Consider the following 13186-nt stretch of genomic DNA (forward strand, 5'->3'; position numbering starts at 1 on the left):
TCGGAGGTGACACTGGGGACTCCGATCAACCACGAGATGTCGACGTGGCCGTTGGAGGGGTTCACGGCCGCGTCTCGTTGACCGAACAGGCTTTGGCGAACCGATTCGCACGCAAGCGATTCGACGAAACGCAGGCCGCCGCAGCCGGGGGCCATGACGTGCCCCGCGACGAAGACGAACGCCGCCTCGCGGGCCGACCGTCGACGCGTCGGCTCGCCCCTCACGGAACGGCCGTCCCTCACCGGGTCGCAACAACTCCCTCCCAGTTCACCGGCGTGATGGGAGGTTCCGGCCCGGCCCGCCGCACCCGCCCGCCCGCCGCGAGGAAACACCGGCTTCCGCGTCCCCTCGGCATCGCAACATTTCGGCGCGCGGATCAGCTGCGACCCGCAGGAATCAGCCGTCGAACCGATTCCGCGACAAGGTTCGCGGCAGAAGCCGCAACACCCTTGACAGCCCGTCAGGTCCGGGAGGACCGTCTCCCCCCGAAACCTCTCCGCAATCCGCTGCACACACAGCACCTCGAAGCGCTTCCGGATTGTCAGCGCCATCCCCCACACGGCCCGCACGGGTCGCGCCGGCCCGCTAGGGAGATCGGATGGGAACCGTACGGCTCGGACGCCATTCCGGCGGTGTGCACACGCCCTCACCGGCGCGCTCGTCCGGCTCCCCGCCGACGGTGTTCGCCCGTACGCGAGCCGCGGTCCTGCCCGTCGCCGAAACGCGGTCCGGCGCCGACGTCGAGGCGGGTACGGCCCGCGCCGACACCTCCGGGCCGTGCGATTTCTGCGCGGCGGGCGGCACACCCTGCGTGGCGGCGCACAGCACCGCACGAGCGTCGTACGGCTCCTGCGGCGGGCCGCTCCACCAGGTGTGGCGTGTCTCGGACACCACCACCCGGAGTATCGGAACCGGCACCCGGTCCGAACTCTGGTCGTGCAACGGCCGGTCCAACCACCGGTGGACCCTCTCCCGATCCGCACGGCACCGTACGGGCACCCCGACCGAAGGATGACGATGTCCAGAGCCAGAGCGTTCCGCGGCCTCTGGGCCGCCCCCGTGGCCCTGCTCGCCCTGCTGGCCCAGAGCCTGGCCACGGCCGGAGTCGCGTCCGCCGTTCCCGCCGCGCGCCCGGCGGCGACCGTCGCCCTGTACGTGTCGCCCGGCGCGCCTCCCGGTGGGGACGGTACGCCGGAGCGGCCGTTCGCGACGATCGACCAGGCGCAGCAGCCGGCGCACCGGCTCTCGGCCGACGCGGACGTGGTGGTGCAGCTGGCCGGTGGGACCTACTCGCTGGCCCGGCCGCTGACCTTCGGCTCCGGCGACAGCGGGCAGAACGGCCACATCATCACCTACCAGGCGGTACCCGGGCAGCAGCCGGTCGTCAGCGGCGCCCGACAGATCACAGGTTGGCAGGTGCATGATCAGACCAGCAACATCTGGTCGGCTCACGTCGGCACCGGAGTCAACACACGTCAGCTGTACGTGAACGGCAAGCAGGCACCGCGGGCGGCGATCCAGGTGCCCCGCTCCGCCTTCACCTTCACGCAGACCGGTCTGACCGTCACCGACTCCTCCCTCGACTACCTCGCCGGCCTCTCCGACCAGGCCCACATGGAAGTCGAGAGCGTCAACTCCTTCACCGACCGCTACGCCCCGGTCAGGTCGATCAGCGGCCGGGCCATCACCATGCAGCAGCCCGCGTGGAACAACAACTCCTGGGGCTACGACACCATCAACGCGCCGTTCGCCGGCGGGACGATGTACCTGGAGAACAACTACGCGTTCCTGAAGCAGGCCGGACAGTGGTACCTCGACACGTCCACCGGCGACCTCTACTACCGGGCCCGGCCGGGACAGAACCCGAACAGCCTCGACGTGCAACTGCCCCGGCTGCAGAGCCTGCTCGGCATCAGCGGCAGCTACGGCTCACCGGTGACCGGACTCGCGTTCGCCGGGATCCGGTTCACCGGGACCTCCTGGCTCGGCCCGAGCGGACCCGACGGTTACGCGGACCAGCAGAGCGGCGCACACATCACCGGTTCCTACGCGATGCCCGCCAACTGGCTGAGCACCTGCAAGTCGGGCTGCACACAGTTCGAGGCCACCCGTAACCGCTGGGCGCAGATGCCCGCGGCCGTCCAGGTCTCCGCCGCCACCGGCATCACCTTCTCCGGCAACACGTTCTCCGAACTCGGGCAGGCCGGGCTGGGCGTGGGCAACGACGGCGTCGCCACGGCCTCCGGCACCGGACTCGGAGCGAACGGTGTCACGGTCACCGGCAACACGTTCACCGACCTCGCCGGCAGCGGTATCCAGGTCGGCGGCATCCAGCCGGACGCCCACCACCCCGGCAACCCGCAGATGACCAACCAGAACATCACCATCAGCAACAACCGGGTCAGCGGCGTGGGCACCGACTACAAGGAGACCGCGGGCATCCTGTCCACCTACGTCACCAACGCGACGATCACCCACAACCAGTGCGACCACCTGCCCTACGACGGGATCGACATCGGCTGGGGCTGGGGGATCAACGACCCCGGCGGCAGCCAGGACTACGTCAAGCGGGGCACGTACAACTACCAACCCGTCCACACCACTCCCACCACGCTGAAGAACAACACCGTCTCCCACAACCTGGTCTTCGACACCAAGAACGCGATGTTCGACGGCGGCAGCATCTACAGCCTGTCGGCGAGCCCCGGCTCGGTGATCTCCGAGAACTACATGTACGACAACAACCGGACCACCGCGCTGTACCTCGACGAGGGGTCCCGGTACCTGAAGGTCTCCGGGAACGTGGTGCAGGACGCCGGCAACTGGGCGCTCACCAACGCCAACGCCGACAACCACACCGACGACAGCACCTTCTCCGGCAACTGGTACAACGGCGGCAACACCTACGTGGCCACCGGTCCTCCGCACAACAACGTCCTCACCGGAAACGTCCCGGTCAGCGGCACCAACTGGCCCCAGGGCGCCAGGCAGGTCATCGAGCAGGCGGGCCTTCAGCCGGCGGGCGACGGCGGGGGCTTCCCCACCGGCTACCACCAGTTGGTGATCGGCAGCAACGGCCTGTGCCTGGACGTGTACGGCAACTCCACCGCGGCCGGCGCCGCGATCGACCAGTGGACCTGCAACGGCCAGGCCAACCAGCGGTTCCAGTTCGTGCCGGCCTCGGGCGGCTACGGGCAACTGCGGGCGCAGCACTCCGGACACGTCGTGGCCGTGTCGGGAGGCTCCACCACCGCCGGTACGCCCAACATCGTGCAGCAGCCGGCCGGAGCGGCAGGCAGCCTGTGGCTGCCGGTACGGCAGTCCGACGGCTCGTACTCCTTCAAGAACGAGAACAGCGGCCTGTGCCTCGACGTCCCCGGCGGCAGCGGCGACCTCGGCCGGCAGCTCGACCAATGGCCCTGCAAGAACACGAGCGGCAGCAACCAGGACTTCACCCCCCGCTGACCGGCTCACGGGCCCGCACATCCCCACCCACTGTCCCGCACCAGTGAGGAAACGCTGATGAAGAAGTGTTCGGCACCCCTGACCGCCGCGATCGCGGCCGTCCTCGTCCTCGGCGCCGCGTTACCCGCGGCGGCTCTGCCCGGCACCGAGCCGCCGTCCTCCGCCCCGACGTCCTCCGCCGCACCCGCCGCCCTGCGGCTGATGCCGCTGGGCGACTCGATCACCTGGGGTGTTGGCAGCCCCTCCGGGAACGGCTACCGGGGCTTCCTGTGGAACCGGCTGTCGGCGGAGGGGCACGCCCTCGACTTCGTCGGCTCGGGACGCAACGGCACCATGTCCGACCGGGACAACGAAGGCCACTCCGGCTGGCGGATCGACCAGATCACCGGCATCGCGGACTCCGTGCTGGCCCGCTACCGCCCGAACGTGGTCACCCTGGAGATCGGCACCAACGACCTGAACGGCAACTACCAGGTCCCGACCGCCCCCGACCGGCTCCGCGCCCTCATCGACCGGATCACCCGCGACGCCCCCGACGCGACCGTGCTCGTCGGTACCGTGATCGTCTCCACCAGCGGTACCGAGGAGGCCCACCGGCCGGGGTTCAACGCCAAGCTGCCCGGCATCGTCCAGGCCGCGCAGGCCGCCGGCAAGCACGTACGCCTGGTGGACATGAGCGCTCTGACCAGAGCGGACCTGGCCGACTCCCTGCACCCCAACGACAACGGCTATCGCAAGATGGCGGACGCGTTCAACGCCGGGGTGCAGGCCGCGGACGCCGCGGGCTGGATCAAACCGCCGGTCCCCGCGCGCGGGTGAGATGACCGGAAAGAACACCCGCGTCCGAAGGCATGACAGGTGTCGCCGGACGCGGGTTTCGGCATGCCCTTCTGGCCTCCATCAGCCGAAATACATGGGATGGATCGGTCGTCGATACGTGGTGAGAGGTCTCTTGACAGCCCATTGAGCCTGTGGGATCACTAAGCGACATGGGATGTCTGAGTGTTTCTCTGTGAGTCTTCCCCCACTTAGTCGAGGAACAGAATGCAGCCTTCATCCGCTCCGCCCCGCAGCCCCGTCCGTGTGCCGCGCTTATCCGCGACCGCCGTCGTGTGCGCCATGGCGCTGCTGACCGTGTTGCTGGCGACCGCGTCGGCCCGGCCGGCCTCGGCCCTCGCGGCGCCCCTGACGAGCTCCGCGTCCGGGCGGTGTCTTGACGTCAAGGGCAATGTCGACGCCCCCGGCACCACGCTGGACATCTGGGACTGCAACGGCCAGGTGAACCAGGCGTTCGAGATGACGGCGGCGGGTGAGCTGCGAACGATGGCCGGCACCCGGTGCGTGGACGCCTACGACGACCGCACCGCTCCCGGCGCCCCGGCGGTCATCCAGGCGTGCGACGGGCGGGCCACCCAGGTGTGGCGACAGAACTCCGACGGGTCCGTCACCGCCGTCCGGTCCGGTTTCTGTCTGGACGTCAACGGAGCGAGCACGGCCAACGGCACGGCCGTGATCCTGTGGACCTGCAACGGCCGAAGCAACCAGAAGTGGAGCACCCCGACGGGCCCGCCCGAGCCCGACGGCTCGGGCCCGTGCGACATCTACGCCACCGGCGGCACTCCGTGCGTGGCCGCGCACAGCACGGTGCGCGCTCTCTACGGCTCCTACAACGGCACCCTGTACCAGGTCAGGCGCTCCTCGGACAACGCGACCAGGGACATCGGCCTGTTGGCGCGCGGAGGCTTCGCCGACGCGGCGGCGCAGGACTCCTTCTGCGCCGGCACCTCGTGTGTGATCACGGTCGTCCGCGACCAGTCCGGACACGGCAACGACCTGTGGTACCAGGGCTCGGCCCAGGTCCCGGGATCGAACCAGAGCAGCCCCGCGAAGGCGACCTCCGAGTCGCTGACCGCCGGGGGCACCAAGGCGTACTCGCTGTACATCAACCCCGGCAACAGCTACTGGCGGGACGGCCACCTGACGGGCGTACCGACCGGCGCCGCGCCCGAGGCGGCCTACATGGTGACCAGCGGTACCCACGTCAACAGCGGTTGCTGCTTCGATTACGGCAACAGCGAGACGACCCGCAAGGCCGACGCCGCCGGCGCGATGGACGCGATCAACTTCGGAACCCAGTGCTGGTTCGGCGGCTGCTCAGGAAGCGGTCCCTGGGTGCAGGCCGATCTCGAGTGGGGCCTCTACTCCGGCGGCAGCCAGTCCTGGAACCCCCGACAGCGGGCGTTCACCAGCAAGTTCGTCACCGCGATGCTGAAGAACAACGGCACGTCGAGGTTCGCCCTCAAGGGCGCCGACGCGCAGACCGGCGGCCTGACCACCCTGTGGGACGGCGCACTCCCCGGCGGATACAGCCCCATGAAGAAGCAGGGCGCCATCGTCCTGGGCAGCGGCGGGGACTGCTGCAAGCCCGGCGGCGGCGCCAATCTGAGCGCCGGCACCTTCTACGAGGGAGCCATGGTCGCCGGCTATCCCTCCGACGCGACCGACGACGCGGTGCAGGCCGACATCACAGCCGCCGGCTACCGCTGACCCCCTCAGCATTCCCAACTCTCGGCCCCGGGGTCCGGTCCGGTCCTGGCCGCCGCCTGAGGGACCGTGGCCGACGCAGCCCTCGCCGAACCGGCCACACCGGACCGGCACTTCGACCAGTGGCCGTGCAAGAACGCGCCAGGCACCAGGACTTCATCGTCCACCGACCGCACACCCAGCGCTTCCGCGGCCGCACCCCGCCACGCCCGGCCACGGGGCACCCCTGACCTGTGAAAGGAACCCACCGTGTCAGTACTCGGACGGCCGTTGCGGCGACTGCGCCTCGCGACGGCCGTACTCGTGGGCCTCCTCCTGACCGCCGGCGGTCTCGTGGGCACGGCCGCCGCGCCCGCCCGGGCCGCCACCGCCCTCACGATCAACGGCACGTCCGGCGGCCGGACCTTCGACGGCGTCGGCGCGATCAGCGGCGGAGGCGGCAACAGCAGACTCCTGATCGACTACCCCGAGCCCCAGCGCGGCCAGGTCCTCGACTACCTGTTCCGGCCCGGCTACGGCGCCTCCCTGCAGATCCTCAAGGCGGAGATCGGCGGCGACACCAACTCCACCTCCGGGGCCGAGCCGAGTCACCAGCACACCCGCTCCGACCTGAACTGCGACCGGGGCTACGAATGGTGGCTGATGGAACAGGCCAGGGCCCGCAACCCCGGCATCAAGCTGTACGGGCTCGCCTGGGGCGCGCCCGGCTGGATCGGCAACGGCAACTTCTGGTCCACCGACATGGTCAACTACCTCATCTCGTGGCTGGGTTGCGCCAAGCAGCACGGACTGAGCATCGACTACCTCGGCGGCTGGAACGAGCGCGGGTACAACGTCTCCTGGTACCAGCAGTTGCGCGGCGCACTCAACAGCAACGGGTACGGCAACGTCAGGATCGTCGCGGCCGACTCGGACTGGGCCGTGGCGAACGACGTCAACTCCAACCCGGCCTTCGCCTCCGCGGTCAGCGCCATCGGCACGCACTATCCCTGCGGCTACCGGTCCTCCCAGTCCAACTGCTCGGTACCGGCGGCCGCCCTGTCCTCCGGCAAGCCCCTGTGGGCGAGCGAGAACGGCTCGGACGACTACAACGGGGGAGCGCAGGCCATGGCCCGCGGAATCAACCGCGGATACATCGACGGACGCATGACCGCGTATCTCAACTGGCCGGTCGTCGCCGCGCTCACCCCCAATCTGCCGTATCCGACGATGGGCCTCGCCCTGGCCGCGCAGCCCTGGTCGGGCTCCTACCCGATCGGCAGGAACACCTGGGTGATGGCCCACACCAGCCAGTTCACCGCCCCGGGCTGGCACTACCTCGACGCCTCCAGCGGCTATCTCGGCGGCAACCGGAACAACGGCAGCTATGTCTCACTGAAGTCGACCAACAACTCCGACTACTCCACGGTCATCGAGACGATCGACGCCGGCAGTGCCCAGACCCTGAACCTCAACGTCACCGGCGGGCTGTCCAACGGGCCCGTCCACGTCTGGTCCACCGACCTCAGGTCCGCCAACCCGGCCGACCACTTCGTGCACGCCACGGACATCACCCCGTCCGGCGGCACCTTCAGCCTGACCGTGCAGCCCGGCCACCTCTACACCCTCACCACCACGACCGGCCAGGGCAAGGGCACCGCGACCGGCCCCGCCAAGGCCGCGCTGAAGCTGCCGTACAGCGACTCCTTCGACGGCTACCGCACCGGCGCAGAGGCGAAGTACCTGATGGACTGGCAGGGTGCCTTCGAGGTGGTGGGGTGCGGCGGCGGCCGGGGCGGCACATGCGTACGCCAGATGAGCCCGCAGAGGCCGATCACCTGGGACGCGCTGACCGATCCCCACGCCCTGCTCGGTGACGTGGGCTGGGGCAACTACACGGTCTCGTCCGACGTGCTGCTCGAACAGCCCGGATACGTCGAACTGATCGGCCGTGCGGGCGGGCACGACTACGACCGTACCGGCGGGCAGAACGCCTACCGCCTGCGGGTGAGCGACACCGGCGCCTGGTCCGTCCTGAACTCGAACACCGCCGGCAATGTCTCCACCCTGGCCCGCGGCACGACCGCGGCCCTGGGCACCAACCGCTGGCACACGCTGGCCCTCACCTTCTCCGGCACCACCATCACCGCCGCCGTCGACGGCACTACCGTCGGCTCCGTGAGCGACCGCACCTGGGCCGCCGGCCAGATCGGCTACGGGACCAGCCAGGGCGAGACGGCGCAGTTCGACAACCTGTCCGTCACCCCCGGCAACGGCGGGAACGACGGCGGCACGACCGGCGCGATCGTCGGGGCGGGCTCCGGCCGGTGCGTGGACGTACCGAACCAGTCGCAGACGGCCGGCACCCAGGTGGCGCTGTGGGACTGCAACGGCGGCAGCAACCAGCAGTGGACCAACACCTCCACGGGTGAGCTGCGCGTCTACGGCAGCTCCTGCCTGGACGCGGCAGGCCAGGGCACCAGCCCCGGTACCAAGGTGGACATCTGGGACTGCACAGGCGGCGCCAACCAGAAGTGGACCGTCCACACCGACGGCACCATCACCGGTGACCAGTCCGGCCTGTGCCTGGACGCCACCGGCGCGGGCACGGCCAACGGCACCCTGCTGCAGCTGTGGACCTGCTCCGGAGGCAGCAACCAGAAGTGGACGCGCGACTGAACGACGCGCACCCACTCCCGCAGCACCTCCGTTCCCTCTCCCGAAAGGCCCCCACATGTCCTCCTCCCCCCGGCCGCTCAGCCGGCGCCGACTGCTGGCGGCGGCCGGCGCGTCGACGGCGCTCGGCCTGCTGCGGTTCGCCCCCGAGGCCGCCGCGACCGACGGTCCCAGCAGCTACACCCCCAGCTGGTCCTCCGTGGACCAGCACCCCCCGGCACCGGCCTGGTTCCAGGACGCCAAGTTCGGCATCTACTACCACTGGGGTGCCTTCAGCGTTCCCGCGTTCGGGAACGAGTGGTATCCGCGCAACATGTACATCGGCGGCTCGGCCGAGAACCGGCACCACATCGCCACCTACGGCGATCCCTCGGCATGGCCGTACCACAACTTCATCGACGGAGCCCGCGACAAGGCGGGCACCTTCGTGCAGTTCGCCCCCAGACTCGTCTCCCAGGGCGGACGGTGGGACCCGGAGGCATGGGCGCGGCTGTTCAAGGCCGCGGGCGCCAGATTCGCCGGACCGGTCGCCGAGCACCACGACGGCTTCTCCATGTGGAACAGCCGCTCCAACCCGTGGAACTCGGTCCAGCACGGCCCCCGACTCGACCTGGTGGGGCTGCACGCGCAGGCCATCCGCGGGCAGGGGCTGAAGTTCATGGCCTCGCTGCACCACGCCTACAACTTCAACGGCTACTACGACCACGTGCCGTCCCAGTCGGACCCGAACCTGCGCACCCTCTACGGCCAGCTGGGCTCGGCGGCGGAGAACAAGCTCTGGTACGACAAGCTCGTCGAGGTCATCGACGGCTACCAGCCGGACCTGGTCTGGCAGGACTTCGCCCTGGACCGGGTGCAGGAGTCCTACCGGCTCCAGTTCCTCGCGCACTACTACAACCAGGCGGTCGCGTGGAACAAGGACGTGGTCGCGACCTACAAGGACGGCCTCAACAACAAGGGTGAGGTATTCGACTTCGAGCGCGGCGGCCCGGCGGGACTGCTCACCCCCTACTGGCTGACCGACGACAGCATCTCCTCCTCCAGCTGGTGCTACACGGAAGGCATCGGCTACTACTCGACGCAGGCCATGCTGCACTCGCTGCTCGACCGGGTCAGCAAGGGCGGCAACATGCTGCTGAACATCGCCCCGATGGCCGATGGCACCATCCCCTCCGGGCAGCAGTCCATCCTGCTCGCTATGGGCGACTGGCTCGGCCGCTTCGGGGAGGCCGTCTACTCCACGCGCTCCTGGTCCAGTTACGGCGAGGGCCCCACCAAGATGGGCGGAGGTTCGTTCAGCGGACCGGTGGCCGGCAAACCGCAGGACATCCGGTTCACCCGCAGCAAGGACAACAAGGTCCTCTACGCCACCGCGCTGGGCTGGCAGGGCGCCACCATGACCATCGCCACGCTGAACTCCAACCAGATCAACCTCAGCAGTCTGACCGGCGCCAAACTGCTCAACAACACCGCCGGAACCTACGTCGACCTGCCCACCCCGACCCAGGACGCGTCCGGACTGCACCTGACCATGCCCTCGTCCAACCCGCCGTTCAACGCCCTGGCGTACACGGTCAAGCTCACGTTCTCCGGTGAGATACCCGTCCTGGGCGCGCCGGGTGGCCCCACGACCTGGGTCAGGATCGCCAACGCGACCAGCGGTCTCGCGCTCGACAGCGGGGGCAACGTCGCCGCCGGATCCAACCTCAAGCAGTGGAACTACGACGGCAGCACCAACCTGCAGTGGCAGCTGATCAGCCTCGGCAACGGCTACCACCGGATCGTGAACCGCACCAACGGTCTGGTCGCCGACAGTTACGGCAACACCGCCAACGGCGCCCCCGCCCGCCAGCAGGCCTGGAACGGCGGCAACAACCAGCAGTGGTCGCTGACCGGCCTCGGCGGCGACCGCTACCAGATCGTCAACCGGGGCACCGGCACCGCGCTCGACGGCAGCGGCTCCACCACGGCCGGCTCCACCACGGTCCTGTGGACACCGAACTCCAGCACCAACAACGCGTGGACCATCACGGCCGTCTGACCACCGACGTTCCGCCGGCGCTCCCTGTCCCTCAGTCCCTCACCCGAGCACGGAAGAAGGAGAGCATGAAACGCAAACCGCTCTTAATGTCCCTCGCGGCCGCCCTGCTGCTCGTCCTGACCACCGCGGGCACGTCGTTCAGCGGTGCCCTCGGCACCCCCGCGCCGGCCACGAGGTCCGCCGCCGCGGCCAGCGCCGGCTGCGGCAAGGCTCCGACGCTGAACAGCGGCAACCACACGATTCAGAGCGGCGGCCAGAACCGCAGCTACATCCTGCGGGTCCCCGCCGGCTACGACAGCAACCGCCCCTACCGGCTGATCTTCAGTTTCCACTGGCGGGGCGGCACGGCGAACGACGTCGACTCGGGCGGCACGGACGGATACAACTGGTCCTACTACGGCCTCCGGCGCCTGGCCGACAACGCGAACAACAGCACGATCTTCGTCGCCCCCCAGGGCAACGGGAACGGCTGGGCCAACCCCGGCGGCCAGGACGTGGCCTTCGTCGACGCCATGGTCAACCAGATCGAAGCGGGTCTGTGCGTCGACACCACCCAGCTGTTCGCCGGCGGCTTCAGCTACGGCGGCGGGATGTCGTACGCCCTCGCCTGCTCCCGGGCGACGGTCTTCCGCGCGGTCGCGGTCTACTCCGGCGCGAACCTCAGCGGCTGCAACGGCGGCAACCAGCCCATCGCCTACATGGGACTGCACGGCCTCAGGGACAACGTGCTGCCCATCGCGTCGGGACGGCAGCTGCGGGACACCTTCGTCCGGACCAACGGCTGCACCCCGCAGAACCCGCCCGAGCCCGCCAACGGGAGCCTGACGCACACCATCACCACCTACTCCGGATGCAGGTCGGGATATCCCGTCGTCTGGGCCGCGTTCGACGGAGCGGGCCACTCGCCCGGCCCCATCGACGGCTCCACCGGCGACGGCTGGCGCACCTGGACGTCGGCGGCGGTGTGGCAGTTCTTCACGCAGTTCGGCTCGAACCAGCCACCGCAGCAGCCCTCCGGCAATCAGAAGATCGTCGGCCGGCAGTCCGGACGCTGCGTCGACATCAACAACTCCACCACGGCCAACGGCACACAGGCCCAGCTGTGGGACTGCAACGGCGGCGCCAACCAGCGGTGGACCCCCACCACCGGAAAGCAGCTGGTTGTGTACGGCAACAAGTGTCTGGGTGTCGGCCAGTCAGCGGGCAACGGCACCCCTGCGGCGATCTGGGACTGCAACGGCCAGGCGGACCAGCAGTGGAACATCAACCCCGACGGCACGATCACGGCGGCGCAGTCGGGGCTCTGCCTGGACGCCGTCGGCCAGGCAAACGGCAACGGTACGAAGATCCAGCTGTGGAGCTGCTCGGGCGGCGCGAACCAGTACTGGCGCCTGGAGAACTGACAAACACCCTCACCGGTACGGCCGGCAGGCCGGGGCCTCTCCGCAGCAGTGCGGGGAGGCCCCGGCCTGCGTCAGGACCGCGTCGAGGGCGGGCCGTGAACGCGCGAAGGCAATTGATTGCGCTGATCAGAGGGGCCTGCGGATCAATCTCGCCTTCCGCAGTCTTGATCCCGTCCCGCCGGAATCCAGGCGGGCCGAGCGACTTGGAGAAGCCCCGCATGTCCCAGGCAGTGAAGAGCAAGATCAGCAGATCGTCCCGTCTGAGCAAGGCCGTGCTCGTCGCGGGCAGCGTCGTCGCGCTGACCGCCGGCCTGGCCGGCAGTGCCGACGCCGCCGTCCTGAACCCGCTGCCGTGGAACGCGGACACGTTCCAGCAGAAGTACATGCCGCTGTTCGACTACGACGGGGACGGTTGTTTCCCCGCCGCCGCGGTCGACGCGAACGGCAACCTCAACGGAGGTCTGAACAACTCCGGATCGATCACCGGGGGGTGCCGTGACAACCACCTCGGCAGAGCCAACACCTACTCCCAGGGGTGGTGCAAGAACGGCTGGTGCGCGTACGTCTACGCGCTCTACTTCGAGAAGGACCAGACCCTCAACGGTGCCGACGCCTTCGGGCACCGCCACGACTGGGAGTCGGTGGTGGTCTTCCAGAAGCAGGGCGAGGAGCGCCCCGCGTTCCTGGCCGCCTCCCGGCACGGCGGCTACAGCACCCACCCGATCAACGAGGTGCCGATGAACGGCAACCGCGTGGAGATCGTTTACCACAAGGACGGCGCGAGCACCCACGCCTTCCGCTTCGCCAAGTGGGGCGAGACCCCGGAGGCCTGGGGCAACGGCGGCTGGGACGAGCCGGCCCTGGTCACCATGGAGCGGATGGCCGACGCCCCGCGCAACGCCCTGTGGAACTCCCAGTGGGGCCGGGCCAACTTCCCGCTGACCGGCAACCTCCAGAGCAACATCAACAAGGCCAGGGAGGCCGACTCCAGGGCCGCGAGCGCGATCCCCGCGTTCTGACACCCGGCCGCACCCCGAGCCGCCCCCGGCGGGACATCCCCCCCTGTCCCGCCGGGGGC

The 13186-nt window shown here is 69.5% G+C and carries 6 protein-coding genes and 2 pseudogenes; all 8 read left to right on the forward strand.

Annotated features, from left to right (window positions below; all coding sequences use genetic code 11):
• Positions 1-706: 706 nt before the first annotated feature.
• A pseudogene (locus IOD14_RS44285) lies at positions 707-910 on the forward strand (arabinofuranosidase catalytic domain-containing protein); the annotation flags it as partial.
• Positions 911-1017: 107 nt separating this feature from the next.
• Positions 1018-3465 (forward strand): RICIN domain-containing protein, encoded by a 2448-nt coding sequence (locus IOD14_RS19255; protein ID WP_212670888.1) that lies wholly within the window; start codon positions 1018-1020, stop codon positions 3463-3465.
• A 57-nt stretch (positions 3466-3522) separates the two neighbouring features.
• Positions 3523-4269: pseudogene (locus IOD14_RS19260) on the forward strand (SGNH/GDSL hydrolase family protein); the annotation flags it as partial.
• A 315-nt stretch (positions 4270-4584) separates the two neighbouring features.
• Complete coding sequence (locus IOD14_RS19265) at positions 4585-6012, forward strand: arabinofuranosidase catalytic domain-containing protein (RefSeq protein ID WP_212670889.1); 1428 nt, start codon at positions 4585-4587, stop codon at positions 6010-6012.
• A 246-nt stretch (positions 6013-6258) separates the two neighbouring features.
• Complete coding sequence (locus tag IOD14_RS19270; protein WP_212670890.1) at positions 6259-8667, forward strand: ricin-type beta-trefoil lectin domain protein; 2409 nt, start codon at positions 6259-6261, stop codon at positions 8665-8667.
• A 55-nt stretch (positions 8668-8722) separates the two neighbouring features.
• Positions 8723-10705: an alpha-L-fucosidase gene (locus tag IOD14_RS19275; RefSeq protein WP_212670891.1), complete on the forward strand. Its 1983-nt coding sequence runs from the start codon at positions 8723-8725 to the stop codon at positions 10703-10705.
• An 86-nt stretch (positions 10706-10791) separates the two neighbouring features.
• On the forward strand, positions 10792-12108 hold the full coding sequence (locus tag IOD14_RS19280; protein ID WP_212670892.1) for a ricin-type beta-trefoil lectin domain protein: 1317 nt from the start codon (positions 10792-10794) through the stop codon (positions 12106-12108).
• A 218-nt stretch (positions 12109-12326) separates the two neighbouring features.
• Positions 12327-13127 (forward strand): NPP1 family protein, encoded by an 801-nt coding sequence (locus IOD14_RS19285; RefSeq protein ID WP_123993241.1) that lies wholly within the window; start codon positions 12327-12329, stop codon positions 13125-13127.
• The last annotated feature ends 59 nt before the right edge of the window (positions 13128-13186 follow it).

Origin of the sequence: Streptomyces sp. A2-16 (assembly GCF_018128905.1) — a bacterium.
Classification (GTDB): Bacteria; Actinomycetota; Actinomycetes; order Streptomycetales; family Streptomycetaceae; genus Streptomyces.